Origin of the sequence: Pseudomonas sp. B6001 (assembly GCF_013386015.1) — a bacterium.
In the GTDB taxonomy this organism is placed as follows: domain Bacteria; phylum Pseudomonadota; class Gammaproteobacteria; order Pseudomonadales; family Pseudomonadaceae; genus Aquipseudomonas.
Window position 1 is genome coordinate 40,366 of sequence record NZ_JACAOX010000019.1, and the last position, 26,557, is coordinate 66,922.

Consider the following 26,557-nt stretch of genomic DNA (forward strand, 5'->3'; position numbering starts at 1 on the left):
AAGTTGTATGATTTTGTACCGGCTAACTTGCTATAGAAGCTGCCGTATAGCCAGAAGTTCAGCGGATAAAGGCGTTATTTCACGTTTTTTTCACACGCCAAAACTACTCACAACTCCGGGAGATTTCCATAGGGTCGGTAGGATATTTCTTAGATGCTGCGGATCGCCGCTGGTCCAGAACTGTACAGGCGGCGGATTGCCAGTGGCCAGCAGTTCGCGATTACTCAAAAGACGCTGCAATTGACGCGCTACTGCCGCCCCGGTGTCGATCAAAATGATCGTCGGCGGGAGCATCTCGGCGAGCAGGGGCTTGAGGAACGGGTAGTGGGTGCAACCGAGGATGATGGTGTCGCAACCGGCCGCAATCAGCGGCTCCACGTAGCCTTGCAACAGCAGGCGCAGGGCCGGGCTGTCCAGGTCGCCGGTTTCGATCAGCTCCACCAGGCCCGGGCAGGGTTGGGTGATCACCCGCACATCGGTGGCGAAGCGGTCGAGCAAGGCGGCGAACTTGGCGCTTTGCAGGGTGCCGGTGGTCGCCAGCACGCCGACGACGCCACTGCGGGTCGCGGCAGCCGCGGGTTTGACTGCCGGTTCCATGCCCACCAATGGCCAGTCGGGATAGTCCTGGCGCAAATCGGCAACCGCCGCAACGGTCGCCGTGTTGCAGGCAATCACAAACGCTTTGGCGCCCTTCTCACGGAAGAACGCCGCCACCTGTCGCGAACGATCGAGGATGAACGCCGGGGTTTTCTCGCCGTAGGGGATATTCCCGCCATCCGCCACGTACAGCAGCGACTCATGGGGCAGCAGACGCTGGATTTCGTCCAGCACCGACAGACCGCCGACACCGGAGTCGAACACACCAATCGGCGCATCCTTAACCATGTTGGCTACCGCAGACGCTGCAACCGGGATCGCGCTTGACCCGCAACTCGCGAAAACGCGTGGTCAGGGCGTCGATCAACAACAGCCGCCCCACCAGCGGCTCGCCGAAACCGGCCAGCAATTTCAAGGCTTCCAGGGCTTGCAGGCTGCCGACCAAACCCACCAGCGGGCCGATGACACCGGCTTCGCTGCAGGTCAGTTCGGCGTCGCTGCCGTGCCCGTATAAACAGTGGTAGCAGGGGCTTTCGGCGCGACGAGGGTCGAACACCGACAGCTGGCCTTCGAGGCGAATCGCCGCACCGCTCACCAAAGGCTTGCCGGCAGCGACACACGCAGCGTTGACCGCTTCGCGGGTGGAGAAGTTGTCGCTGCAATCCAGTACCACATCGACCACCGCAACGGCGGCCGCGAGGGAATCCTCATCCAGCGCGCTGCGATGGGCAACCAGCTGTATTTCAGGATTGATCGCGCTCAGGCGGCGAATCGCCGAGTCGACCTTGCTCAGGCCGACGCTGTCGGTGTCGTGAATGATCTGGCGTTGCAGGTTGGTCAGGTCGACAGTGTCGAAATCCGCCAAATGCAGCTCACCCACACCCGCCGCCGCCAGGTACAGCGCCACTGGCGAACCGAGGCCACCCAGGCCGACGATCAGCGCGCGGCTGTTTTTCAGGCGCAACTGGCCTTCGATGTCGACATGCTGCAACAGAATCTGCCGGCTATAGCGCAACAGCTCCTGGTCGTTCATCACGGGCGGCGTCCCAACGTGATGCGTTCGTGGCCGCCCAGGTCGATGCGGCTGTGGACTTCTTCAAAGCCTTCCCCCAGCAGCAGGTCGCGCACGGCGGGCGCCTGGTCGTAACCGTGTTCCAGCAGCAACCAACCCGCGGCGTCGAGGTGCGCAGGCGCCTGGGCGATGATCAGCCGCAGGTCGTCCAGGCCGTCATGCCCGGATACCAGCGCGCTGGCCGGTTCAAAGCGCACGTCACCGGCCACCAGGTGCGGGTCGGTGTCGGCTATATAAGGTGGGTTGCTGATGATCAGGTTGTAAGTGTGGCCTTCGAGGGCACTGAACCAATGGCTGTTCAGCACCGTGGCGTTGTTCAGGTGCAGGCGCTGGCGGTTGCGTTCGGCCAGGGCCACGGCTTCCAGCACGCGGTCGACCGCCGTCACTTGCCAGGCCGGGCGTTCGCTGGCCAGGGCCAGGGCAATCGCGCCGCTGCCGGTGCCCAGGTCCAGGACCTTGGCCGGTGTGGCAGGCAGCAATTCCAGGGCGGCGTCCACCAGCATCTCGGTTTCCGGACGCGGGATCAGCGTGTGCGGTGCCACTTCCAGGTCGAGCTTCCAGAAGCCTTGCTGGCCGAGGATGTAGGCCACGGGCTCGCCGGCACGACGGCGTTGCAGGTAGTCGGCAAAGGTCAGCGCGTGTTCACTGCTGACGATTTTTTCCGGCCAGGTGTGCAGGTAGCTGCGGGACTTGCCCAAGGCGGCGGCCAGCAACAATTCCACGTCCAGGCGCGCAGTCGGCGAGTCCGGCAGGTCGGCGGCGCGTAACAAACTGGCAATAATGGTCATTTATTCACCTATCGCCGCAAGCTGGTCGGCCTGGTATTCGGCCAACAACGGCTCGATTACCGCATCGACGCCACCGGCGAGGATTTCGTCCAGGGAGTACAGCGTCAGGTTGACGCGGTGGTCGGTGACCCGGCCCTGGGCAAAGTTGTAGGTACGAATGCGCTCGGAACGGTCGCCCGAGCCCACCAGCAGCTTACGCTCGCTGGCAATCGCATTGGCGGCGGCGCTGGTCTGCTGGTCATTCAGCTTGGCCGACAGCCAGGACATGGCCCGCGCACGGTTCTTGTGCTGGGAACGTTCTTCCTGGCACTCCACCACGATGCCCGAAGGCAAGTGAGTGATACGGATCGCCGAGTCAGTCTTGTTGACGTGCTGGCCACCGGCGCCCGATGAGCGGTAGGTGTCGACCCGCAGGTCTGCGGGGTTGATCTCGATGGCTTCCTGCTCGTCGGGCTCGGGCAACACGGCCACGGTGCACGCCGAGGTGTGGATACGGCCCTGGGATTCCGTGGCCGGCACCCGCTGCACGCGGTGCACGCCGGATTCGAACTTCAGTTTGCCGTAGACATTCTCGCCCTCAACCCGGGCGATGACTTCTTTATAGCCGCCGTGTTCGCCTTCGTTCTCGGACAAAATCTCCACACGCCAGCCGCGACGCTCGGCATAGCGCGAATACATGCGGAAAAGGTCGCCGGAGAAAATCGCCGCTTCGTCACCGCCGGTGCCGGCGCGGATTTCAAGGAATACGTTGCGCCCGTCGTTCGGATCCTTGGGCAACAGCATGCGTTGCAGGTCGCCTTCCAGTTCGATCAGCTTGTCCTTGGCCTCTCGCACCTCTTCAACGGCCATTTCGCGCATGTCCGGGTCGCTGTCCTTGAGCAGCGCCTGGGCGCCTTCGAGGTCAGCCTGAACCTTGAGCAACTGTTTATAGGTGCCCACGATCGGCTCAACTTCCGCGTACTCCTTGGAATAGGTGCGGAACTTGGTCTGATCGGAGATGACCTCGCCATCGCCGAGCAAGGCGGTCAGTTCTTCGAAACGGTCCTGAAGGACGTCCAGTTTATTGAGCAGTGACGCTTTCATTGCGGTTTTTTATCCGAAGAGCTTTCTGTCGCGCCCTCACCGAGGGCAAAGAGTTCCTGGGCCATGGCCAGCGCATCGAGGCGGCCTTCGGCGGTAAGCTTTTTCAACTGGACACTGGGAGCGTGCAGCAATTTGTTGGTCAGGCCGCGCGCCAACTGCATCAGCACGTCTTCGGCGCTGCTGCCGTTGGCGAGCATACGCTGGGCCTTGATCAATTCCTCGTCCCGCAGGCGTTCGCCTTGCTGACGGTAGGCCTTGAGCACGTCCACTGCCGCCAGTTCACGCAGGCGCACCATGAAATCGTCGGCACCGGTGCTGACCATTTCCTCGGCAGCCTGGGCAGCGCCCTGGCGACTCTTGAGGTTTTCGGCGACCACTTCGTGCAGGTCGTCGACGCTGTAGAGGTAAACGTCGTCCAACTCGCCGACTTCAGGCTCGATATCCCGGGGAACGGCGATATCCACCATGAAGATCGGCTTGTGCTTGCGCAGTTTCAGGGCGCTTTCCACAGCGCCCTTGCCGAGGATCGGCAACTGGCTGGCAGTAGAGCTGATGACGATGTCGCTGCGCACCAGCTCGGCCGGGATGTCGGAAAGCAACACCGCGTGGGCACCGAACTGCTCGGCCAGGATGCTGGCGCGTTCCAGGGTACGGTTGGCGACGACGATGCGCTTTACGCCCAGCTCGTGCAGGTGGCGGGCGACCAGGGTGATGGTCTCGCCGGCGCCGATCAGCAGGGCCTGGCTGCGCTGCAAGTCACTGAAAATCTGTTTGGCCAGGCTGACGGCGGCAAACGCCACGGACACCGGGTTTTCACCGATGGCGGTGTCGGTGCGCACCTGCTTGGCGGAGTTGAAGGTGGCCTGAAACAGGCGCCCCAGCAGCGGGCCGATGGTGCCGGCCTCGCGGGCCACGGCGTAGGCGGACTTCATCTGGCCGAGAATCTGCGGTTCGCCCAACACCAGCGAATCCAGCCCGGAGGCGACGCGCATCATGTGACGAACTGCCGCATCCTCTTCGTGCACATATGAGCTTTGGCGCAGCTCATCGAGGCTCAAATGGTGGTAATCGGCCAGCCAGCGCAGCACCACATCCGCTGAAAGATGTTCCTGCTCTATATAGAGCTCGCTGCGATTACAGGTCGAAAGGATCGCAGCTTCGCGACTGTCGGTGAGCCGGCAGAGCTGCTGCAAGGCCTCAACCAACTGCTCGGGAGTAAAAGCCACGCGCTCGCGGACGTCTACAGAAGCAGTCTTGTGGTTAATACCGAGTGCAAGGAAGGCCATTCAATATCGCTGATGATGTCGGGAAGCCGACAATTGTCCTACTTCGAATGATTCAGAACAACCACCGTAGGCTATTGTCCTAGTAGCTTACGCCTATAAAGGCCATCTGTAGGAGCGAGCTTGCTCGCGATGGTCGTTAACGATAACGCTGGCTTACGGGATAAAACGCGTTGTCCTCTGGTTCTTCGCGAGCAAGCTCGCTCCTACACGGTTATGTTTGGCCGAAGGCTTGTGTCATGATGATCCGACCGCAGGTTAGTCGTCCTCTTCCTATATGAATAGATCTTCCGCGTTGCTCCTTGCTTTTGTCTTTCTCAGCGGCTGCCAGGCCATGGCACCCGTGTCGCCGGACGGTACGCCGCCGGTAGAAGACAGCACCCCCGCCCCTGAAAAGCCCAAGGTTTATTCCTCGTTCAGTGAAGAGACGATCTTCAGCCTGCTGAGCGCGGAGCTGGCCGGCCAGCGCAATCGTTTCGACATTGCCCTGGATAACTACGTGACCCAGGCCATCAATACTCAGGATCCGGGGATTTCGGAGCGGGCGTTTCGCATCGCCGAGTACCTGGGCGCCGATCAGGCGGCCCTGGACTCCTCGCTGATCTGGGCGAAAAACGCCCCGGACGATCTCGAGGCGCAACGGGCAGCGGCCATTCAACTGGCCCGCGCCGGACGCTATGACGACTCCATGGTGTATATGGAGAAGGTCCTGCAGGGCAAGGGCGACACGCATTTCGACTTCCTCGCGCTGTCGGCCGCCGACACCGATCAGGACACCCGCAACGGCCTGATGAAGAGTTTCGACCGCCTGCTGCAAAAACACCCGAACAACAGCCAGTTGATTTTCGGCAAGGCGCTGTTGTTGCAACAGGATGATGAGCCCGAGGCTGCGCTGAAGCTGCTGGAGCAACACCCGCCGGAAGAGGGCGAGATCGCGCCGATCCTGCTGCGCGCCCGCCTGCTGCAAAACCTCAACCGCGGCAAGGAAGCGATTCCGCTGCTGGAAAAAAGCATCAAGAAGTACCCGGGCGACAAGCGCCTGCTGCTGACCTATGCCCGCATGCTGGTCGAACAGGACCGCATGGAAGACGCCAAGGTGCAGTTCGCCAACCTCGTGCAGCAATACCCGGACGATGACGAATTGCGCTACTCCCTGGCGCTGGTGTGCCTGGAAGCCAAGGCCTGGGATGAGGCCAAGGGTTACCTGGAAGACCTGATCGCCCGCGAGAGCCACGTGGATTCGGCGCACCTGAACCTGGGCCGCATCGCTGAAGAGCGTAACGACCCGCAGGCTGCATTGCTTGAATACGCCCAGGTCGGCGCCGGCAACGACTATCTGCCGGCGCAACTGCGCCAGGCCGATATCCTGATGAACAACGGCCGTACCGACGAGGCGGAAAAACGCCTGGCTGCCGCACGGGATGCCGAACCGGACTACGCGATCCAGCTGTACCTGATCCAGGCCGAGACCCTGTCGGCCAACAAGCAGGGCGATCGCGCCTGGAAAATCCTCCAGCAAGCCTTGCTGCAATATCCGGACGACTTGAACCTGCTGTACACCCGCGCCATGCAGGCGGAAAAACGCAATGACCTGGCGCAGATGGAAAAAGACCTGCGCCTGATCATCAAGCGCGACCCGGACAATGCCATGGCACTGAACGCCCTGGGTTACACCTTGTCCGACCGTACAACGCGTTACGCCGAAGCCAAGGAGCTGATTGAAAAGGCTCACCAGCTCAACCCGGAAGACCCGGCCGTACTCGACAGCCTCGGCTGGGTGAATTACCGCCTGGGCAACCTGGACGAAGCCGAGCGCTTGTTGCGCCAGGCGCTGGAGCGCTTCCCCGACCAGGAAGTCGCCGCACACCTGGGCGAAGTGCTCTGGGCCAATGGCAAGCAGCGTGAAGCGCGACAAATCTGGGAGAAGTTCCTCAAGGAACAGCCCGAAAGCCCAATCCTGCGCAGCACCATCAAGCGCCTGACCGGATCCGAGACCCTTTAACTTTATGTTTTTGCGCCACGTTATCGTTTTCAGCTTTATCGCCCTGCTCGCCGGCTGTTCCGGTCTTGGCACCCGTGAATCTGTCGAAGGCCCGGGCAACCCGGCGCAGTGGCAGCAGCACAAGGATCAACTGAGCAGCCTTGATGGCTGGCAGATCGAGGGCAAGGTGGGCATTCGCGCCCCGAAAGATTCGGGCAGCGGCACCTTGTTCTGGCTGCAACGCCAGGACTATTACGACATTCGCCTGTCCGGCCCGCTGGGCCGCGGTGCGGCACGCCTGACCGGCCGGCCGGGGCAAGTCAGCCTGGAAGTGGCCAATCAGGGACGCTATGAAGCGCCAACGCCGGAAGCCCTGCTGGAAGAACAGATGGGCTGGAAACTCCCCGTATCGCACCTCGTGTGGTGGGTACGCGGTCTTCCTGCGCCAGACAGCAAGAGCCGCCTGAGCCTCAATGGCGACAGCCGCCTGGCTTCGCTGGAACAGGATGGCTGGCAGGTCGAATACCTGAGCTATGTGCAACAGAACGGTTACTGGCTGCCCGAGCGCATCAAGCTGCATGGCACCGACCTTGACGTCACGCTGGTGATCAAGGACTGGCAACCGCGCAAGCTGGGGCAGTGAGATGAACGAGCAACGCCTGACACTGCCCTCCCCGGCCAAACTCAATTTGATGCTGCACATTCTCGGTCGCCGTGAAGACGGCTATCACGAGTTGCAGACGATTTTTCAATTTCTCGACTACGGCGATGAGCTGACCTTCGCCGTTCGCGATGACGGCGTGATCCAGTTGCACACCGAATTCGACGGCGTGCCTCACGACAGCAACCTGATTGTGAAGGCCGCGAAAAAACTCCAGGAACAATCCGGTTGCCCATTGGGCATCGACATCTGGATCGAAAAAATCCTGCCCATGGGCGGCGGCATCGGTGGCGGCAGCTCAAATGCCGCAACGACATTGCTCGGCCTGAATCACTTGTGGCAACTGGGTTGGGACCACGATCGCCTGGCGGCGCTGGGCCTGACACTGGGCGCGGACGTCCCGGTTTTCGTGCGTGGGCACGCCGCTTTTGCCGAAGGCGTGGGGGAGAAACTCACCCCTGTAGACCCCGAAGAGCCGTGGTATGTCGTGCTTGTTCCGCAAGTATCTGTAAGTACAGCAGAAATTTTTTCAGATCCACTGTTGACACGTAACTCTCCTCCCATTAAAGTGCGCCCCGTTCCCAAGGGAAACAGTCGAAATGACTGCTTACCGGTTGTAGCAAGGCGTTATCCAGATGTACGTAACGCTTTGAATTTGTTAGGTAATTTTACCGAAGCAAAATTAACCGGAACTGGAAGTTGTGTGTTTGGGGGCTTCCCAAGCAAAGCTGAAGCTGATAAAGTCTCGGCCCTTCTTACAGAGACCCTTACAGGGTTTGTAGCAAAGGGAAGCAACGTTTCGATGTTGCATCGCAAGCTGCAAAGTCTGCTCTAAAGGAACCGAGTACTGGGTACTCGTTGCAACAGATACAGGGGCGTCGCCAAGCGGTAAGGCAGCAGGTTTTGATCCTGCCATGCGTTGGTTCGAATCCAGCCGCCCCTGCCATTTTCTATACTCATCCAGGTTACCCTCAGCCTCTAGGTACTGCGCGTGTCCAAGATGATGGTCTTTACGGGGAATGCTAACCCCGATCTGGCTCGGCGTGTTGTACGTCAGCTGCATATCCCTCTCGGTGACATCTCTGTCGGTAAATTCTCCGACGGCGAAATTACAGCCGAGATCAATGAAAACGTCCGCGGTAAAGATGTCTTCATTATTCAGCCGACTTGCGCTCCGACCAACGATAACCTGATGGAACTCGTCGTGATGGCTGATGCCTTCCGCCGCTCCTCAGCGACTCGAATCACAGCTGTAATCCCTTACTTTGGTTATGCCCGTCAGGATCGCCGTCCGCGTTCCGCACGTGTGGCTATCAGCGCGAAAGTCGTTGCTGACATGCTGACCGTGGTAGGTATCGACCGTGTTCTCACGGTTGACCTGCACGCTGACCAAATCCAGGGGTTCTTCGATATTCCGGTAGATAACATCTACGGCTCCCCCGTCCTGGTGGATGACATCGAAGACCAGCGCTTTGAAAACCTGATGATCGTGTCCCCGGACATTGGTGGCGTCGTGCGTGCACGGGCTGTTGCCAAATCCCTGGGCGTGGATCTTGGGATCATCGACAAACGCCGCGAGAAAGCCAATCACTCTGAAGTGATGCATATCATCGGTGATGTCGAAGGGCGTACCTGTATTCTGGTTGATGACATGGTCGACACCGCCGGCACCCTGTGCCACGCGGCGAAAGCCTTGAAAGAGCACGGTGCAGCAAAAGTCTTCGCCTACTGCACACACCCTGTGCTGTCGGGCCGAGCGATCGAGAACATCGAGAACTCAATGCTGGACGAACTGGTGGTGACTAACACCATCCCGTTGTCCGCTGCCGCTCAAGCCTGTTCGCGTATCCGTCAACTGGATATCGCACCGGTAGTTGCCGAAGCGGTTCGCCGCATCAGCAACGAAGAATCGATCAGCGCGATGTTCCGTTAAGGGTCAAACCTTAGCAGCATCAACCTGACGAAAAGCGCCCCGCCCCAGCATTCTGTTGGGGCGGGGCTTTTTTGCCCATATCGCCTTTAGCGCTGGTCGCAAACGCTAGGGCGAATGTGGTTATTTTGGAGATACAACATGAACGATTTTACTTTGAATGCTGAACTGCGTTCCGACCTGGGGAAAGGTGCGAGCCGCCGCCTGCGTCGTCTCGCAAGCCTGGTTCCAGCTGTAGTTTACGGTGGCGAAAAAGCCCCTGAATCCATCAGCATGCTGGCTAAAGAAATCGCCAAACTGCTCGAAAACGACGCGGCTTACAGCCACATCATCGAGCTGAACGTTGGCGGCACCAAGCAGAACGTCATCATCAAGGCCCTGCAACGTCACCCAGCTAAAGGCCACGTGCTGCACGCTGACTTCGTACGCGTAGTAGCTGGTCAGAAACTGACCGCTATCGTGCCTGTGCACTTCGTTGGTGAAGAAGCTCCGGTCAAGAAAGGCGGCGAAGTTTCGCACGTTATCGCCGAGATCGAAGTGACCTGCCTGCCGAAAGACCTGCCTGAGTTCATCGAAGTCGACCTGTCGGCTCTGGAAATCGGCGCAATCGTTCACCTGTCCGACCTCAAGGCTCCTAAAGGTGTTGAGTTCGTTGCACTGGCTCACGGTGACGACAAAGCTGTTGCAAACGTACACGCTCCGCGCGTTGCACCAGAAGCTGAAGAAGGCGCTGCAGAGTAATTCACTCTGTAATGCCGGAGCTTGAGGAAACATCGCGGACCGGAACGTAGCGAGAAAGCGGGCGAGAATGCGAAGTTGGCCTCTAACGGTTAATGAGTTTTTGTCGTCCACTTTCGCCGCACCAACGGCGATGTTATCCACAACTCCAAAGGAAGGGCCCCTGTCGTGACTGCCATTAAACTGATCGTTGGCCTGGGAAATCCAGGCGCCGAATACGAACAGACCCGGCATAACGCGGGGGCCCTTTTTGTTGAGCGTATCGCCCACGCCCAAGGCGTCAATCTTGTGGCCGATCGCAAATATTTTGGCCTGACCGGACGCTTTTCGCATCAGGGTCAGGATGTTCGTCTGTTGATTCCCACCACCTACATGAACCGCAGCGGCCAGGCTGTCGCGGCGCTTGCGGGCTTCTTCCGGATCAAACCCGAAGAAATCCTGGTGGCCCATGACGAACTAGACCTGCCACCCGGCGTTGCCAAGCTCAAGCAAGGCGGCGGCCATGGCGGGCATAATGGCCTGCGCGACATCATCGCGCAGTTGGGCAATCAGAATACGTTCTACCGCTTGCGGCTTGGCATTGGCCACCCGGGCGTTGCCAGTATGGTTTCAAATTTCGTCCTGGGTCGTGCGCCACGCGCCGAACAGGAAAAACTCGATGCCAGCATCGATTTTGCCCTCGGCGTGCTGCCGGATATCTTCGCCGGTGAATGGAACCGTGCGATGAAAAACCTGCACAGCCAGAAGGCCTGACTCTTTACCCGAGGGGAAACACCATGGGATTCAATTGCGGCATCGTCGGCCTACCTAACGTCGGCAAGTCCACCCTGTTCAACGCCCTGACCAAATCCGGTATTGCGGCGGAGAACTTCCCCTTCTGCACCATCGAACCGAACACCGGTATCGTGCCGATGCCCGATACACGCCTGGACGCCCTGGCGGCCATCGTGAATCCAAAGCGCATCCTGCCGACCACCATGGAGTTCGTCGACATCGCGGGCCTGGTAGCCGGCGCGTCGAAAGGTGAAGGCCTGGGCAACAAGTTCCTCGCCAACATCCGCGAGACCGATGCCATCGCCCACGTGGTCCGCTGCTTCGAAGACGAGAACGTGATTCACGTCTCCAACAGCGTCGACCCGAAACGCGACATCGAGATCATCGACCTGGAACTGATCTTCGCCGACCTCGACAGCTGCGAGAAGCAACTGCAAAAGGTCACGCGTAACGCCAAGGGCGGCGACAAGGACGCAGTGGTTCAGAAAGCCTTGCTGGAGCAACTGATTGCCCACTTCACCCTGGGCAAGCCGGCACGCAGCCTGATGAAGAACATGAGCACCGACGAAAAGGCGGTGATCAAGGGCTTCCACCTGCTGACCACCAAGCCGGTGATGTACATCGCCAACGTGGCTGAAGACGGTTTCGAGAACAACCCGCTGCTCGACGTGGTCCTGGCCATTGCCGAAGAAGAAGGCGCGATGGTTGTTCCAGTCTGCAACAAGATCGAAGCGGAAATCGCCGAGCTGGAAGACGGCGAAGAGAAAGACATGTTCCTCGAGGCCCTGGGCCTGGAAGAGCCTGGCCTGAACCGCGTGATCCGTGCCGGCTACGAAATGCTGCACCTGCAGACCTACTTCACCGCCGGTGTTGAAGAAGTACGCGCCTGGACCGTCAAGGTCGGTGCCACTGCCCCGCAAGCGGCTGGCGTGATCCACACCGACTTCGAAAAAGGCTTTATCCGCGCCGAAGTCATCGCCTACAACGACTTCATCCAGTTCAAGGGTGAAGCCGGTGCCAAGGAAGCCGGTAAATGGCGCCTGGAAGGCAAGGAATACATCGTCAAGGATGGCGACGTGATGCACTTCCGCTTCAACGTATAAGCTTTACCTGCGGCCTATGCCGCAAAACAAAAAGCCGATGCACTGCATCGGCTTTTTTGTGGGCGATGTTTGCAACTTTCTACAAAGATCGACTTTGAAATATCCCCTGACATCTTAATACGGCAAACATATAAAACAACCACAGCCCTCAATACGTAAAAATACGCCAATCCTCCCTGACACCCCCGAGTTTAAGATTATTCCGACCCATTATCAGGCAATCACGAGCGAGCGCCCACTTGATAATATTTAACTTAAGATTTTTTGGTTTTTCACACATCACAAACGTCTATTTCGCACTCTCCGACAGAATGACAAATCAGCTAAATTCCGTTCTACTTATCCATATCAGCAGGGAAGCCCCTCAGTAAAACAATGAGACACAATAGGAGCAACAGCGATATGTCGGCCTCCTATCAAAGCACGTTTGAAACGGATGATCCATTTACTGAATGCCCAACCATTGAAGCCACTATCAACAATACTGCGACTTTAAACATCGACATACTTTTGCTGGGGGAAACCGGCACCGGTAAAGATACCCTGGCCCAACGCATCCATCGCTTATCGGGCCGGCGAGGCAACTTCGTCGCCGTCAACTGTGCTGCAATTCCCGAAAGCCTGGCGGAAAGCCAACTGTTCGGGGTCAACAGCGGCGCCTACACCGGTGCGATGCAATCACGGGCAGGCTTTGTCGAAGCCGCACACTTGGGTACCTTGTACCTCGACGAAATAGACAGCATGCCCCTCACCCTGCAAGCCAAACTGCTGAGGGTACTGGAGTCCCGGGGCGTTGAACGATTGGGTTCTACCCGCTTTATCCCGGTGGACATGCGCGTTATCGCGTCCGCCCAGCATTCGCTGCACGAAATGGTCGAGCAAGGGTTATTCAGGCGCGACCTGTATTTTCGCCTGAACGTAATCAGCATCAGCCTCCCTCCCCTGCGCGAACGTCGCGAGCAGATTATCCCCTTGTTCCTGAACATCGTCCGCCAGGAAGCCGAGTACTTTAAATACCCGATACCCCTGGCATCCAGCTCGCTGCTGCAACAATTGCTATGCCATTCCTGGCCGGGCAACGTCCGCGAACTGCGCTCGACAGCCAAGCGCTTTGTGTTGGATCTTCCGCCGCTTTCAGAGTCGATGAGGGACCATCAGGACATAGAGATGAACCTCAAGGCGCGGCTACAGCAAATCGAGAAATCGCTGATTGAAGAGTCGCTGCGCCGTCACGGCGGCAACGTGGATGTAGTAGCCGGGGAATTGGGGGTTGCCAAGCGCACGCTGTACTACAGGATGAAACAACTGGATATATCACTCGGCGGAACAGGTTAAACCCAGGACCAGCAGTTTTTCTGGAACTGAAATCTTCATTTAACCACTCAAGGAAAGGCCATCTACATGATCAGCAACTTCGCCGATCGGGCCAACCATGTGCTTGGTTCATATGCCTGACGGGCAACGATGGGTCTACGTTCGTGGTTAAGCATCAACGCACAAACAAACAAAAAATTTAAATCAAGCAACTCAGAGGTGATGTTATGAGTAAAATCGATGTTAACGAGCGGGTTACTGCCAGCAGTCTTGGTGGCGGAGACAATTCCGATATCGAAGCGGCAAAAAAAGCTGAAATGCGTCGACTAAAAATAGAGGAGGTTAAAAACGAAATAATGACAAAAGAACTCGAAAACATAGGCAAACTAAGGTTTTAAACCTTTGCTTCCTCTATTAAACATAGAGGAAGCAACCCGTTTGCTAGCATGGCTCATGCTGAACCGTCGAAAAAAACCAACATTACTCCCAAACCAACAAGAACGTTCCTAGCGTCTTGCCGGAGGTTTACATGCGCGTGCTCACTGACGACTTCACAGAACGCCCGGTTTCACGAACGGTTGAATCACGAGGTATTGATACCTCTGCTTCCGACATGAATTTTTTCCAAGCCAGCCTGGTTGATCGCGCGTCTTCCCCGGGTAGCCAAAATTCAATGGTCGGTACGAACGCGCTATCCGAACAGTCTTCTCATTTAACGAGGCTATCAAAACGTGCGACCAAAGGTTTGCGTGACCTGAGCCTTAATAAAAAATCAACGGAAATGCATCAAATTGCCAAGTCACTTTCAGACGCCCATCGGGAGCTGTCCATGTCAGTCAAGGTCATCAGCAAAACCGTGCAATGTTGCGAGAAAATAACCAACCTTCAGTAGGTAAGTCATGCTCCGCTGGATCACCACCCCATTAGTTTTATCATTGGCATTGCTGCTGGCCGGTTGCGGTGAAAAAGTAGAACTCCATAGCCGACTGTCCGAACAGGAGGCTAATGAGGTTGTTGCAGAACTCGCGGATAAACAAATCCGGGCCCAAAAAGTGCCAGCCAAAGACGGCGTTGTTGTGCGCGTCAACGCGTCGGACATCAGCAGGGCGGTCCGGACGCTCGAGGCCGCTGGCCTGCCCAAACTGGCCCGGTCGACCCTGGGCGATATCTTCCGTAAAGAAGGCGTTATCTCAACACCGCTGGAAGAACGTGCCCGCTATATCTATGCATTGTCTCAGGAGCTGGAGGCAACCTTGTCGAACATCGACGGGGTCATCGTCGCTCGAGTCCATGTCGTGCTCCCCGAACGGATTGCCCCGGGTGAACCCGTACAACCGGCATCAGCCTCGGTGTTCATCAAACATGATCCACGACTTGAGCCTGATAATATCCGCCCCCGAGTACGCAGGATGGTGGCCAGCAGTATCCCCGGCATGGCAGCCGCTGTAGAAAACACTCAAAAATTAACCGTAGTGTTTGTCCCCGCCGCGGCGTATCTGGAGCAGCAACGTCTGACCTATTTTGGTCCGTTCCTGGTTCAGGATAACGATCTCGGTTTCTGGCGCATGAGTCTTACCGTATTGCTCATCATATTGACGCTTGCGGGGGCTGGCGCGTTTATCTGGCGCAAACGGGGAGTGAATCAACAACACGACTCATCTGTCGTACCGGCTCATGCCTCACTAAACCCGTCTGTTCATGAGTAATCAGCTGGCGTGGGTTCGATGGTGGGCCCGCCCATGGGAAACGCCAGCGTGTGACTGGGAGGTCCTCAGACCATATATCGCCTCGACCGATCTATGTCGCAGCCGGCATGAACGAGTGAGCACCGCACTGGCCATCACCCCCTGCCTGCCACCCTCACCCTCCCCTGCCTTGCTGCACCTGGTGCAAGCCTCCCCACCACAACGCGACCGCATGCTGACGCTGATCGGCAGTGTCTGCCAGCCTGTACGCGACCACTTGCTGGAGGAGGATGAATACCTCTGGTGTCAGCGCCTTGCCAAAGCGCTCCCTGCGGACTCACGGGTACTGAACACAGACGATCCTCTGCAGTACCTGCGCGCCTGGGTTGAGCCTGCGGTATGGCAACGCCTACGACTTGGCTTTGCGAATCAACGGGTAGTCGACCTGGAGAGATATTCCAACCTGCCCGACCGTCATGGTCGGCTGGATACTCTGTGGCGAGCCGTCATCTGGCGAGCTACCGCCATCACGAATGATCACGCGTGGCCCTGATCAGGAGCAAACAACCTGCATGTTATGCCGACGTAAAATTGAGCTGAATAAAGGCCAGGACCTGCCACAAACCCTGATTGCCCGAGAGATGCTTATCGACTGTGCTCAGGCGGGCACATTACTTATTCGCGCCAAAGCCGAAGCGCGCGAACTACTACGCCAGGCCGAAGAGCAGCGCGAAATACTTTACGCAAATGCTTGCCGTGAGTTCTGGGAACGCGCCAACACTCAGTTGCAACGCTGGGAGATTGAACGCCAGGCTATCTGCGACAACATTGAACCCATTGCCGCCTCCATCACCAGCCTGGCCATTCGTAACCTACTGGAGGAAACAGTCTCCCCCCAACGCCTGAGCGTCCTGCTAAAGCAATTACTGGCCACCCAGGTCCCGCGAATCGAAGCCACTTTGCTCTGCAATCCATTGGACCGTAAAAACGTAGACCAGTGGCTGAGCAGGCACACAGACCTTCCCTGGACACTGCGCACCGAGGAGAACATCGCACCTCAAATGCTCATTCTGGAAACGCCCGAAGGTGGATTTCGGATCGACTGGGATTCGATGGTGGAAACCCTATGGAATTCCGGCACGTCGGGTTCAACCCAATAACACGCAGGGGCTGCGGTTCAACGAGCGCTGACGTTTAACGAAATACCCGTGGAACTGGAATCACGCGTCGAGCCACACAGGACGTAACATCCTCTGGAGCAAAACCAATGAGCTTTGATTATCGCCTGCAAGCGAATCTCTACAGGCAACTGGAAAATTCGCAAAAGCGCTTTGAAAAGATAGAACGCGATGGATTGAACAACGACGAAGCCCTGGCGGCAATGAATGACGAAAAAGTCTTCCTCGCGGCCACGTTATCAGCCAGTTCCACCTACACCAATTACATGAGCGAAACAGCCAAGACCGTTATCGAAGGCATACAGTGAGTGGAAGCGTTACTCGGTCGTTGGTTGAGTAGCAGCGAACCGCTGATCACGTTGTTTGAAGATAATGACGAAATCAAGGTGCGGCGCGACCAACAAGCTTTTTTGATCAGTGTTCAACTGACCCACCATCGGGTCGACAAAAGAGCCTTGGAGGCGTGGATGCGCCTCGGACTGGAAAGTCTGAGGCATTTCCAGGGTGCCTTGGCGCAGGAAGCAATGACTGGTCATCTTTGGCTGCTTCAAAAACTCCCTGGCGACTGTGCCCTGCCCCACCTGCTTGGCAAACTCGAAACCCTGCTGAACCAGCGTGATACCTGGCGGGGCATTGTTGCGCACCTTGCCAGCCCAGCCCGGAAACTTAGGCCTACTTCGCTTCGGTCGCTGCGTCACTAAAACAGAGAATTCTCAATGCCTAACAAGATCGACAAGCACATCCGCTTGCGCGTCAATTCGCCTGCCGCCGCCGTAAAGCCTGCCCGTTGGCGCTACCTGATCCTCATGCCCTGGTTGTTGGCGCCCCTGGAAAGCACCCTGGCCGCCGTCCCCAGCGAATGGAAAAACACCGCCTATGCCTATGAGGCCGAACACAAGCCCCTGCGGGATGTGCTGGAAGACTTCGCCCAGACCTTCGGCACCCAACTGCAAATCGACGGCCTCCTCGAAGGCAACGTCAACGGCAAGATACGCGCCAATACCCCACAATCGCTTCTCGACAGGCTCGGCGTAGAGCACCGCTTCCAGTGGTACCTGTACAACAACACGCTGTACGTCAGCACCCTGGACCAACAGGAATCTGCACGCCTGGAGGTCTCCTCCGAGACCATCGCCGACCTCAAGCAGGCCCTCACCGATATAGGCTTGCTCGATAGCCGCTTCGGCTGGGGCGAATTGCCTGAGGACGGCGTCGTACTGGTCTCCGGGCCCAAGCGCTATATCGAACAGATCAAGCAGTTCAGCAGCCAGCGCAAGTCCCCGGATGAAAAGCAGAGCGTCCTCAGCTACCCGCTGAAGTTCGCCAATGCGGCGGACCGCCAGATTGATTATCGCGGCGAGAAACTGACCATCCCAGGCGTTGCCAGCATGCTGCGGGGGCTGCTGGAACCTCGCACGGCCTCGACGCTTTCAGGCATGAGCCCACGCCCTCCCTCTGCCTCCCAACCCTCACCCATAACCCCGGTATTTCCGCGCCTGAGTAACCCGATGCTGGGGCAAATGCTCGGCCAGGCGATGAACCCGGTGCCGTCGGACACCGGCATGTCACTCACCCCTCGGGTACCGGTCTCCACCAGCAAAATCCGAGTCGAAGCCGATGTGCGCAACAACGCCATCCTGATCTACGACCTGCCGGAGCGCCAGGCGATGTACCGTGAGCTGATCAGCCAGCTCGACGTAGCCCGCAAGCTGGTGGAAATCGATGCGATCATCCTTGATATCGAGCGCACTCAACTGCGGGAATTCGGCATTAGATGGGGTTTTCAAAACAGCCGTTTCCGGGGTGGCGTGAACATGGCGCCCGGGTCTTCATCACAGCTGTCGATCGAGCACCGTGATCGTTTCAACGCCGATATTCGCGCATTGGAGCAACGTGGCCTGGCGACCATGGTGTCCAACCCGTCGGTGCTTACTTTGGAAAACCAGCCGGCGGTGATCGATTTCAACCGCACCCAATACCTCACCGCTGGCACCGAGACTGCAACCATCCTGCCCATCACGGTCGGCACCAGCTTCCAGGTGGTACCGAGGGTGATCACTACCCGCGGCAATCACCAGATCCACCTGGTGGTGGATATCGAGGACGGTAACTTCGACGAGTCCAACCCCGCGCGCACCAGCCCCGATGTACGCCGCGGCAAAGTCAGCACCCAGGCGGTCATGGCGGAAAAACGTTCGCTGGTGGTCGGTGGCTTCCATGTCACTGAAAGCACCGACAAACAAAGCAAGATCCCTCTTCTGGGAGACATTCCGCTGCTGGGCAAGGCCCTGTTTTCTTCCTCCGAGCGCCAGAACAACCGGCGCGAACGCCTGTTTATCCTGACGCCGCGCGTGATCGGCGATCAGGCTGATCCTTCACGCTACTTGCCCCAGGAGGATCAAGCCGAACTGCAGGCCGCACTCAAGCCATTGGCCCGGCGGTATGCCGAGCATCAACCGGTGATCAAGCGCAGCGACATCACCAGCACCCTGGCTCACCTCGTCAGCGGGCAAGTACCCACGGCCTTCAAGGCCGCGCCCATGCCACTGGGCCTGGACACCTTGTGCAGCACCCGCGAGCTATTGGCCCTGAACACCGAACGCAGCCAATGGTATGCAGGCCCGCAGTTCAATGTGGCCGTGGTGGTGGTACGCAATCAGTTCAACCGTAACGTGCGCATCGATGAAAGAGAATGCAGCAACTCCCAGACCCTGGCCGTCAGCGTCTGGCCACGTGCCTGGCTCAAGCCGGGAGAAGAGGCGGAGGTATTTATCGCCATGCGGCCCGTGGTCAAAGATGAACACATCGGTGTGTCCCGCCCCTCCCTGATCACCCCCACCCGGAAGAACGCGCCATGAAACGCCTACTCACCCTCCTCGGCCTGGCCCTGCTTATCGTTGGTTGTACGCCGACGTGCAAGGGCGACTCCTGTTCACGCCCGCAATCGGGCGCCGATAAGCTGGTGGTCTGGTGGCCGCCGCAGATGCGCGTCGAATCGGGCCCTGCCGGCGAGCGCTCCGACTATCAAACGATCTCACTGGAACGGTAAGTTCCATGGGGCCGAACGATACGTCGTCTCGCCAGGTATTCCTGGATAACCTGGTGAGCGGCAAGGACGCCCACCTGTCCCTCGGCCCGGGCATAAGCGTGTGCCGGTTAAAGGCCGGTGGTAAACCCGGGCTTGCGTTGCTGGTCGACCGTGGAGCGCTGGAAGCCGGACAGTTGGAACGGGTACTGGAGCGGCTTTTTGAACAGGCGGTGGCGTTTGACGGCTGCTTTGCCTGTCTCGATGCCAGGGATGCCCTGGTGATCTGGCACGCGCTGCCGCCAGGTGCAGAGGAGGCAGATGAGATCATCGGCAAGCTGCTTTCGCTGGGCTGCCTCGATATGCTGGACGTGCACCGCTACCGTTAACGTTGCTTAAGCTCCGGAAACTCCAGCGTTTCACGCTTGGCCTCGTCATTGAGCTCACGCAGGGTGCGGTAGAGGAACGCTACCGCCTGCAACGTCTCCCGGGGAATGTTCGCCCCAAGCTTCTTCTCGTACAGCGTGCGCGCGAGCCATACACACTGGATCACCGGCACGTCGGCCGCCTTGGCCCGGTCTATCAGTTTCCGGGCCTCGGCATCCGTGCCTTTATCCACCAGCAGCGGCAGCGGCGTTTTGCCCGGCCGGTAGTACAGCGCGACCGCAAAGTGCGTCGGGTTGACCACCAACATGTCAGCCTCCTCCAGCTTGGGCAACTTGACCTTCGGCTCCTCCTGGGCCAGCTGTTGGGCCAGGGCGCGGCGCTGCCCCTTGACGTGAGGGTCGCCCTCCATGTCCTTGTATTCCTTGACCACCTCTACCTGAGTCATGCGCATGCTCTTGGCAAAGAAGTGCTTCTGCAGCGCCATGTCGATCAATGCCAGGACCAGCAGCAATCCCAGGCAAGCGTGAAGCAGATGGCGAAACAGGATGATCAGCGCGAGGATGTAACTCTGCAGGTCGCTGGTGGCCAGATTGATCAAGGCCCCTAGTGACGGCCTGATCACCACGTACAAAATCAGCGCAAGCAGTAGTGCCTTGGCCAACCCCATCAACAGGTTCGTCACTGACTTGGCAGAGAACATCTGCTTGACCTGGCTGAGTGGATTGAGACGGCTGAAATTCAGCTTCAGGCTTTCCGGCGCAAACAGGAAACCGAACTGAATCCAGCCGCTGATCAACTTCACCGCGATCGCCAGTCCGGCCATCAGCAAGGCGAAGGAAAAAAACACGATCAAGCCTTCCGTCAGCACTTCCTCCAGCGCCCGCACAAAGCGCTGCCCGAAACGTGACATGGGCATCACCAGCAACTGCTGGAAGCGCTGCATGCTGGTTTCGGCGGTGAACAACGCGATTTCGCTGAGGGCGGTCAACACCAGTAGCTTACCGACGTCCTGGCTTTGGGCGACCTGGCCTTTCTGGCGCTGATCCTTGAGTTTCTTGGGCGTGGCCGCGTGTTTTTTCTCACCCGAATCACTCATGTCCCGAGCCCCTGAACATCAGGCCGAGGGAATGCTTGAGGTCTCCCAACTGCGCCATGCGCCCGACGATCAAGTCCTGCAACAGCGGGAAGTACAGCAGCAGGATAACCAGCCCCGCCAGGCTCTTGACCGGCGTTGCCAGGGTAGAGACTTGCAATTGCGGGCTGTACAGGCCCAACAAGGCGAAGCCGAACTCCAGGAACAGCAGCACGGCAATAAACGGTGCGGCATACAGCATCATGTGGGTAAAAGTATCGCCCAGCAGCCCGATGAATACACTGAACCCATTGACCGCCGGCAGCGGCAACCAGGCGGTTGGCGGCCAGATCAGGTAGCTGTCCCAGATCACTTGGGTCAGCACGCTCAAGCCCAGGACGGCAATCAGCAAATAAATCACCAACTGTTTGAACAGGTGCCCGATCGGCGTCGCATCCGGCCCCAGCGAGGGGTTGAGTTGGCCACCCGCCAAAGCCCCCCGCTGGTTATCCAGCAGTGCGCCCACTGACTCGAACATCCAGAACGGCATGGCCAACAGAATCCCCAGCAAAAACCCCAGGGCAGCTTCCTTGAGTACCAACCCGCTGATCATCAGCGCGGAGTAATCCTTGGCAGCCAGGACGGCATGAATGCCGGGCGCCGGAATCAACGCCATGACCATCACGATGATGTGGCGGGGCATACCGCGTATATGCTGGAAACAAAACGCAGGCACCAGAAATGCACAGGGATAAATGCGCGCCATGGCCACGAGCAGGCTGGGCAGGAATTCAAGATAAAGCAGCACACGCAGGCCCTCAGTTCAATGCCGAGCGGGCAATCATGTCGAACATCAGGTTGATCAGTTGGATCAGCTCCACGCCAATCCAGCGACCGGTCAAAATCAGCGTGATGCCCACCGCAACCAGCTTGATGCCAAAGGGCAGCGTCTGGTCCTGTATCTGCATCAGGGCCTGCACCAGCGACGTCAACACACCGACGACCACCGCCACGATCAGCGGCGGCGCCGACAGCACCACCACCAGCAACATGCCCTGCTTGAACAGCACGATCGGTTCCATAGGGCACTCAGAGGTAAGAAAGGAACAGGCTGTCGAGCAGCCGCGACCACCCGGAAACCATGACGAACAACAGCAGTTTGAGCGGCAGCGAAATGGTCATGGGCGAGACCATCTGCATACCGAGGGCCAACAGCAGGTTGGACACAATCAAATCGATGACGATGAACGGAATGTAGATCAGAAAGCCGATCTCGAACCCCGCCTGCAGTTGCGACAGCACGAAGGCCGGGACCAGCAGGATCAAGTCTTCGCGCTGGGTGCTCTGCGCCATTTCAGGCGGCCACATGCGCGCACTGTTTTCCAGCAGGTGAGTCAACACATCTGCATCGGTGTTGCGCAGCATGAACGCACGCAACGGCTGTATGGCCGCCTGCCCGGTTTCCAGAAGGCTTTGCACGCTACTCGTGTCCACGGGCGAGGCCTTGACGTTCTCGGCAATCTGGTACCCCACGGGCGCCATGATGAACAGTGTCGCAGCCAGCGCTATTCCGTTGATGGCCATGCTCGGCGGTACCTGCTGCACGCCGATGGCGTTACGGGTGATCATCAGCACAATCACGATCTTCAAGAACGATGTGCAGATGATCAGCAGCATTGGCATCAGCGACAACGAACCTAAAAACAGCGCCAGGACAAGAGGGTCGACCCCCTGAAATGTCATCGCGAAAAAATCACGCGGGACAACTGCAAACCAAGGCGCCCATCTACTTCCACCAACTGCCCTTGCCCTATCGGCCTGTCGCCGTAATAAAGCCCGGCCATGCCCGGCGCGTACCCGGCAATGCCCAACACCGCACCGGGGGCGAGATTGCGCAGTTCGCCCAGGGTCAGGTTCAGGGTGCCACAACGTACCGTCAGGGCCATGTTCAACTCATCGAAAGGCTCGTGGCCAAAGACATCCACTACCGGTTCATCCAGCTCATCCCCCGGGTACTGCGATGTTGCAAAATCCTCGTCCACGGACGTTTCCTCGATCGAAACAAGCGTCAGGCACAACGGCCCGGATTCATCATCAATGCACCCTTGCAGCCGGTGCTTGCCGACATACAGATGACCATTGCCCTGCACATCGAAAAAGGGTTGCTCAAGCATCACCACGTCACCGGCACGGACACCGCTCAATTGCGTGATGGATAGCTTCAGGCGGCCCAGGGTCATCGACACTGCCAACTGGAACGACGCCGGCAATGGCCCCGCTATCGACTGCCACGGACCGGCCTCGCACAGTGCCAGCAAGCGCTCAGGAGTCAGCCACAGGTAACCCACGACCCTGGACTTCCCCAGCGTCACCGTGAAGCGACAACCGAAGTTCAATTTCCTGGGCGCCGGCAGCAACCGCAGGAAGCCAAACAGCCCCCGCACTTGCGGGCTCAGGTGGTGCTGGAACAGTTCCCAGAACCACGAGTCTGGATCGTTATCGGCCTCTGCCAGCGTCACCGGGCACTCCCCCAGCAGGCTGAACAGCGGCCCTGGTTCGGCGAAAGCCAGCACCCCGCAGGCGCTCTCGAAAAACAGCGGCTTGACGCCTGCGGGGGCACGGCCCGGTTCCATCAACAGTTCCCCGTTCTGCCCCGCGACCTGAAACGCCATGCGCAAGCCGCGCCCCAGCCTGCGCCGCGCCGCGACATTGGCGCCGCTGACCACCGGCAAGGTTAAAAACGGCATGATCATGCCGGGTCCACATGTGCCAGGTGTACGGTGACAGGCTGCGCCAACGCGCCGGCCAGCCCGTCCTCAAGGTGCTGGCGCACCCCAGGCAGCCAGCGCGCGGTGCGCTCTTCCTGCGCCTCCAGCTCAACGTTCCAGGTACCTTGCTCGCGGCGCACGCTGGCGTTGATCCGCCCCAGGCTCGGCAGGTAAAGCACAGCGTGCAAAGGCCACTGAACAGCGGCGTGAATCCGCGGTACCAACTGCTCGGTCATGGCCGCGATCATCGCGGCATGACTTGATGCAGGGGTTCCCGGTAGGGCGGAACCGAAACCGCCCCCTTCATCATCGTTGCCAAACAGCTGGGCAAATAACCGTCCGTGCTCCCATGGCACTATCGCCCCCGGGCCGGGTTCACGTTCATCCCGAGGCTCGCCCGGACGCGGGCGCTCAGGACTGTTCACTGGAACTTGCGTCATGTTTCTTCCTGCACGGCTTCTTCCTGCCCCAACAAAAGGGACAGTTCCTGGAGTTTTTCAACCTCGCGCAAGCACTGGGTAACCTGCTTCTGCGCGCTGTCGATGTGGATCAACTGCTCATCGCGCTGGCCGTGCAGCTCATGTAACTGCCCTTCTTCGCGGCGAGTGTCGGCGGACAAGGTGCGCTCCTGGGCATTCCAGGACTTGATGTCCTGGAACGAGATCACTTGCCCTTGATGCTTGCTCAGCAACTCAGCGGTTTTCCGGGCTTCGTCCAGCCGGGTCTGTTCAAGGGCATCCGCCGCCTGCCGGATCTGCAACAGCAGCGCTTGCTGTTGCCTTTTGGCGGCACGCAGCGCGCGCTCCGCCCGGTCAGCCCGATGCTTGCGCAAACGCCGCAAGGTATCGATTTCAGAAAGGGACATCGGTGGTCAACTCCATCAATTGGTCCAGCGTCATCGCCATCGCGGCCGGCTCACGCAGGTCCTGGCGCAGAAAGCCATCGACGGCCTGGCGGCTGTCCACCGCCAGGTCGGTCAGGGCATCACTGCCGGGTTGGTACTCGCCCAACTTGAGCATCAGTTCGATCTGCTGGTACGCCGACAACAAGCGGCGCAAGGCGGTGCCCGCCCTTATATGCTCGGGCGTGGCGACGTTGCTCAAGATCCGCGAAAGGCTGCCCAGCACATCCACCGCCGGGTAGTGGCCACGCTCGGCCAGCTTGCGTGACAACACGATGTGGCCGTCGAGCAGGGAGCGCACTTCATCCGCTACCGGATCGTTCATCGAGTCCTGCTCGATCAGCACGGTGTAGATGGCGGTAATCACTCCGTCACGGGTCAGCCCGGCCCGCTCCACCAGGCGCGGCATCAGGCTGTATACCGACGGTGGCAAGCCGCCGCGGCCCAGGGGCTCGCCCGCGGCCAGGCCGATTTCACGCTGGGCCCGGGCAAATCGGGTCAGGGAGTCAATCAGCAGCAGTACCCGCTGGCCCTTGCGCCGGAACCCTTCGGCCAGCGCTGTCGCAGTGAACGCTGCGCGGGCGCGTTCCATGCTTGAGCGGTCGGAGGTGGCACACACCAGCACCGCCTTGGCGCGCAGCTGATCATCCAGCTCATGGTCGAGAAATTCCCGCAGCTCGCGTCCGCGCTCACCAATCAACCCGAACACGATCACATCGCACTCGACGTTTCGGGCGATCTCGGCCAACAAGGTGGTCTTGCCGCACCCCGCACCGGCGAACAGGCCGACGCGCTGGCCTTCTCCCAGCGTGATCAATCCATCGATCGAGCGTACGCCGGTGGACAACGCCCGGCTGATCCTGGGGCGTTCGGTAGGCAACGGCGCCTCGCACAACACCGTGCTCGCCTCTGCGATGTCGGCCTCCACAAAGGCGCTGGGGCCATCGCCCGCAATCGGCCGGCCAAACCCATCGAGCACCTGGCCGAGCAAATCGTCGCCGACCCGTACCCGGTGTGGCACCCCCAGGCGTTGCACACTGGCACCCACGCGCACGCCTTCAAGATTGCCCAACGCACTGAGCACTGCATCCTGCTGGTCGAAACCGATGATCTCCGCCAGCATGTATTCACCGATGGACTTTTCGACCTGGCACAAATCACCGATGCGCGCCTGGGGCAGCCGGCATTGCAACAACATGCCGTTCACCCGCTGGATACGACCGCGCACCGACACCGGCGCGAAGCTGACCAGCGCACTCGACTGGCGTTGCTCCCAGGCCTCAAGACGGGCTTGCAGGTCACGGCTCACCAGCGCACCTCGAAGCGTTGCTTACCGTCGAACACCACTTTGGTGTTATCGATCAGCACCAGTCGCAAGCCGTCCACTTCATCCCCCACAAACAGTCGGTTCCCCTGCTCCAGAACCACGTGACCGTTGGGGCCGCCGACAATCTGCAAAATCTTGAAAGGGAACGTTCCGTCGCGAGTCCTGACCCGGCTCATCACCGGCACCGCGGTATCGAACTGTTCGCCAAACCGGCTGAGCATGCGCGATACCAACTCCATGTCTTCCTGGAGTACATCGCCGTCGAGCAGCACCTGGTCATTGACCAACTGGATGCTTATACGGTTGATCAATTCGCGCTCGCTGAGCATCCTGAGCAACTGCTGGCGCACCTCGAAAGGTGAGGCCAGCTCGTTCTTGCGGATCACCGGTGACATCAACGACGCCTGGGCTTCGCGGTCACCGCTAGTGGTCATGCCCAGCGCGGTGATGATGACCGCAACGACGACGACCAGGCTGATCAAGCGTTTCTGCTGCGTGCTCGAAATTGAAGAAAGCTTCAGCGGCACGAGGGGCTCGGCCGCAGGCGTGGGCGCCTGTTCGGCAGTCACCGTCGGCTGAGGCCAAGGCTGGTCGGCGCGGGTGACGCAGAGCCGAACGTTGCCAATCGAAAATGTCGTGTTGAGTGCCAGGTCGGCAATCTGCGCCAGGATCAGGCCGGCGGCATCCTGCATCACCCCTCCCTCGGCCTGCACCGACCAGCGCTGGTCAACACACTGCAATCGCACATGACGCTCGGCAATGCCCGGGTCGTATAGCGCCAGGTCAGCGTCAGGGTGCGCACCAATGCTCCATTGCTCGCCGAACAACGGCAACGCAGCCCCCTGGTGCATACCATCGAGTACTCGTAGCTCAAACATTGTCAGGCCCTC

The 26,557-nt window shown here is 59.0% G+C and carries 31 protein-coding genes and 1 tRNA gene; 17 read left to right on the forward strand and 15 right to left on the reverse strand.

The window, feature by feature from the left end:
- Nucleotides 1-90 precede the first annotated feature (90 nt).
- The 5 genes from murI to hemA are packed head-to-tail and all read right to left on the reverse strand — an operon-like array spanning nt 91 to nt 4,826.
- Nucleotides 91-885, reverse strand: a complete 795-nt coding sequence (murI, locus tag HX821_RS21605) for a glutamate racemase (protein ID WP_177036374.1) — start codon at nt 883-885, stop codon at nt 91-93.
- Nucleotides 878-1,633 (reverse strand): molybdopterin-synthase adenylyltransferase MoeB, encoded by a 756-nt coding sequence (locus tag HX821_RS21610; protein WP_008432269.1) that lies wholly within the window; start codon nt 1,631-1,633, stop codon nt 878-880. The genes murI and HX821_RS21610 overlap by 8 nt, the downstream gene beginning before the upstream one ends.
- Nucleotides 1,630-2,457 (reverse strand): peptide chain release factor N(5)-glutamine methyltransferase, encoded by an 828-nt coding sequence (gene prmC / locus HX821_RS21615; RefSeq protein WP_177036375.1) that lies wholly within the window; start codon nt 2,455-2,457, stop codon nt 1,630-1,632. The genes HX821_RS21610 and prmC overlap by 4 nt, the downstream gene beginning before the upstream one ends.
- Nucleotides 2,458-3,540, reverse strand: coding sequence for a peptide chain release factor 1 (gene prfA / locus HX821_RS21620; RefSeq protein WP_003208405.1), 1,083 nt, complete (start codon nt 3,538-3,540; stop codon nt 2,458-2,460).
- Nucleotides 3,537-4,826 (reverse strand): glutamyl-tRNA reductase, encoded by a 1,290-nt coding sequence (hemA, locus tag HX821_RS21625; protein ID WP_008432265.1) that lies wholly within the window; start codon nt 4,824-4,826, stop codon nt 3,537-3,539. The genes prfA and hemA overlap by 4 nt, the downstream gene beginning before the upstream one ends.
- A 274-nt stretch (nt 4,827-5,100) precedes the next feature.
- Here hemA and HX821_RS21630 point away from each other — a divergent pair, with 274 nt between their 5' ends.
- The 14 genes from HX821_RS21630 to HX821_RS21695 all read left to right on the forward strand — a co-directional run bounded on the left by HX821_RS21630 (nt 5,101) and on the right by HX821_RS21695 (nt 16,495).
- Complete coding sequence (locus HX821_RS21630; protein ID WP_008432263.1) at nt 5,101-6,825, forward strand: tetratricopeptide repeat protein; 1,725 nt, start codon at nt 5,101-5,103, stop codon at nt 6,823-6,825.
- Between the two features lie 4 nt (nt 6,826-6,829).
- Entirely contained in the window at nt 6,830-7,447 is a 618-nt protein-coding gene (lolB, locus tag HX821_RS21635; protein WP_008432261.1) for a lipoprotein insertase outer membrane protein LolB, read from the forward strand.
- A gap of 1 nt (nt 7,448) precedes the next feature.
- Entirely contained in the window at nt 7,449-8,300 is an 852-nt protein-coding gene (ispE, locus tag HX821_RS21640) for a 4-(cytidine 5'-diphospho)-2-C-methyl-D-erythritol kinase (RefSeq protein WP_003208395.1), read from the forward strand.
- Nucleotides 8,301-8,336: 36 nt separating this feature from the next.
- Nucleotides 8,337-8,411 (forward strand) — tRNA-Gln (locus tag HX821_RS21645).
- A gap of 45 nt (nt 8,412-8,456) precedes the next feature.
- Nucleotides 8,457-9,398 (forward strand): ribose-phosphate pyrophosphokinase, encoded by a 942-nt coding sequence (locus HX821_RS21650; RefSeq protein WP_003208392.1) that lies wholly within the window; start codon nt 8,457-8,459, stop codon nt 9,396-9,398.
- 138 nt (nt 9,399-9,536) lie between these two features.
- A complete protein-coding gene (locus HX821_RS21655; protein WP_003208391.1) occupies nt 9,537-10,136 on the forward strand; it encodes a 50S ribosomal protein L25/general stress protein Ctc in 600 nt (199 codons plus the stop codon).
- Between the two features lie 165 nt (nt 10,137-10,301).
- Nucleotides 10,302-10,886, forward strand: coding sequence for an aminoacyl-tRNA hydrolase (pth, locus tag HX821_RS21660; protein WP_003208389.1), 585 nt, complete (start codon nt 10,302-10,304; stop codon nt 10,884-10,886).
- Between the two features lie 23 nt (nt 10,887-10,909).
- Complete coding sequence (gene ychF, locus HX821_RS21665) at nt 10,910-12,010, forward strand: redox-regulated ATPase YchF (RefSeq protein ID WP_003208384.1); 1,101 nt, start codon at nt 10,910-10,912, stop codon at nt 12,008-12,010.
- A gap of 402 nt (nt 12,011-12,412) precedes the next feature.
- Nucleotides 12,413-13,345: a sigma 54-interacting transcriptional regulator gene (locus HX821_RS21670; RefSeq protein WP_177036376.1), complete on the forward strand. Its 933-nt coding sequence runs from the start codon at nt 12,413-12,415 to the stop codon at nt 13,343-13,345.
- Nucleotides 13,346-13,551: 206 nt separating this feature from the next.
- Nucleotides 13,552-13,722 (forward strand): hypothetical protein, encoded by a 171-nt coding sequence (locus tag HX821_RS21675; protein WP_177022694.1) that lies wholly within the window; start codon nt 13,552-13,554, stop codon nt 13,720-13,722.
- 131 nt (nt 13,723-13,853) lie between these two features.
- Nucleotides 13,854-14,216, forward strand: coding sequence for a hypothetical protein (locus tag HX821_RS21680; RefSeq protein ID WP_177036377.1), 363 nt, complete (start codon nt 13,854-13,856; stop codon nt 14,214-14,216).
- Between the two features lie 7 nt (nt 14,217-14,223).
- Nucleotides 14,224-15,030 carry a type III secretion system inner membrane ring lipoprotein SctJ gene (sctJ, locus tag HX821_RS21685; RefSeq protein ID WP_177009588.1) on the forward strand — a complete coding sequence of 269 codons (807 nt, stop codon included), beginning with the start codon at nt 14,224-14,226 and terminating at the stop codon, nt 15,028-15,030.
- A 551-nt stretch (nt 15,031-15,581) separates the two neighbouring features.
- Entirely contained in the window at nt 15,582-16,169 is a 588-nt protein-coding gene (gene sctL / locus HX821_RS21690) for a type III secretion system stator protein SctL (protein ID WP_003208376.1), read from the forward strand.
- Nucleotides 16,170-16,276: 107 nt separating this feature from the next.
- On the forward strand, nt 16,277-16,495 hold the full coding sequence (locus HX821_RS21695; protein ID WP_003208375.1) for a hypothetical protein: 219 nt from the start codon (nt 16,277-16,279) through the stop codon (nt 16,493-16,495).
- Between the two features lie 9 nt (nt 16,496-16,504).
- On the opposite strand, the gene HX821_RS21700 is transcribed toward HX821_RS21695, so the two are convergent.
- Complete coding sequence (locus HX821_RS21700) at nt 16,505-16,831, reverse strand: hypothetical protein (RefSeq protein WP_173406097.1); 327 nt, start codon at nt 16,829-16,831, stop codon at nt 16,505-16,507.
- Nucleotides 16,832-16,903: 72 nt separating this feature from the next.
- Between HX821_RS21700 and sctC the strand changes: the two genes are divergently transcribed.
- From sctC to HX821_RS21715, 3 genes are read left to right on the forward strand one after another with little or no spacing between them, the layout of a single operon-like run.
- The gene (gene sctC, locus HX821_RS21705; RefSeq protein ID WP_177036378.1) at nt 16,904-19,045 is read left to right on the forward strand and encodes a type III secretion system outer membrane ring subunit SctC; all 2,142 of its coding nucleotides are present in this window, start codon (nt 16,904-16,906) and stop codon (nt 19,043-19,045) included.
- Entirely contained in the window at nt 19,042-19,236 is a 195-nt protein-coding gene (hrpT, locus tag HX821_RS21710) for an HrpT family type III secretion system protein (protein WP_003208370.1), read from the forward strand. The genes sctC and hrpT overlap by 4 nt, the downstream gene beginning before the upstream one ends.
- A gap of 5 nt (nt 19,237-19,241) precedes the next feature.
- A complete protein-coding gene (locus HX821_RS21715) occupies nt 19,242-19,601 on the forward strand; it encodes a transcriptional regulator (RefSeq protein WP_177036379.1) in 360 nt (119 codons plus the stop codon).
- On the opposite strand, the gene sctU is transcribed toward HX821_RS21715, so the two are convergent.
- The 9 genes from sctU to HX821_RS21760 are packed head-to-tail and all read right to left on the reverse strand — an operon-like array spanning nt 19,598 to nt 26,545.
- Nucleotides 19,598-20,695, reverse strand: coding sequence for a type III secretion system export apparatus subunit SctU (sctU, locus tag HX821_RS21720; RefSeq protein WP_177036380.1), 1,098 nt, complete (start codon nt 20,693-20,695; stop codon nt 19,598-19,600). The genes HX821_RS21715 and sctU overlap by 4 nt on opposite strands.
- Nucleotides 20,688-21,479 carry a type III secretion system export apparatus subunit SctT gene (gene sctT, locus HX821_RS21725; protein WP_003208364.1) on the reverse strand — a complete coding sequence of 264 codons (792 nt, stop codon included), beginning with the start codon at nt 21,477-21,479 and terminating at the stop codon, nt 20,688-20,690. Before sctT ends, sctU begins: the two co-directional genes overlap by 8 nt.
- A 10-nt stretch (nt 21,480-21,489) precedes the next feature.
- On the reverse strand, nt 21,490-21,753 hold the full coding sequence (gene sctS / locus HX821_RS21730; protein WP_003208363.1) for a type III secretion system export apparatus subunit SctS: 264 nt from the start codon (nt 21,751-21,753) through the stop codon (nt 21,490-21,492).
- Between the two features lie 7 nt (nt 21,754-21,760).
- Nucleotides 21,761-22,414 (reverse strand): type III secretion system export apparatus subunit SctR, encoded by a 654-nt coding sequence (gene sctR, locus HX821_RS21735; protein WP_003208361.1) that lies wholly within the window; start codon nt 22,412-22,414, stop codon nt 21,761-21,763.
- Entirely contained in the window at nt 22,411-23,424 is a 1,014-nt protein-coding gene (locus tag HX821_RS21740) for a FliM/FliN family flagellar motor switch protein (protein ID WP_003208360.1), read from the reverse strand. The genes sctR and HX821_RS21740 overlap by 4 nt, the downstream gene beginning before the upstream one ends.
- Complete coding sequence (locus HX821_RS31880; protein ID WP_238544201.1) at nt 23,421-23,879, reverse strand: type III secretion system HrpP C-terminal domain-containing protein; 459 nt, start codon at nt 23,877-23,879, stop codon at nt 23,421-23,423. The genes HX821_RS21740 and HX821_RS31880 overlap by 4 nt, the downstream gene beginning before the upstream one ends.
- Nucleotides 23,876-24,304, reverse strand: coding sequence for a YscO family type III secretion system apparatus protein (locus tag HX821_RS21750; RefSeq protein ID WP_003208357.1), 429 nt, complete (start codon nt 24,302-24,304; stop codon nt 23,876-23,878). Before HX821_RS21750 ends, HX821_RS31880 begins: the two co-directional genes overlap by 4 nt.
- The gene (locus HX821_RS21755) at nt 24,291-25,649 is read right to left on the reverse strand and encodes a FliI/YscN family ATPase (protein WP_008430699.1); all 1,359 of its coding nucleotides are present in this window, start codon (nt 25,647-25,649) and stop codon (nt 24,291-24,293) included. The genes HX821_RS21750 and HX821_RS21755 overlap by 14 nt, the downstream gene beginning before the upstream one ends.
- Nucleotides 25,646-26,545 (reverse strand): FHA domain-containing protein, encoded by a 900-nt coding sequence (locus HX821_RS21760; protein ID WP_008430700.1) that lies wholly within the window; start codon nt 26,543-26,545, stop codon nt 25,646-25,648. The genes HX821_RS21755 and HX821_RS21760 overlap by 4 nt, the downstream gene beginning before the upstream one ends.
- Nucleotides 26,546-26,557 lie beyond the last annotated feature (12 nt).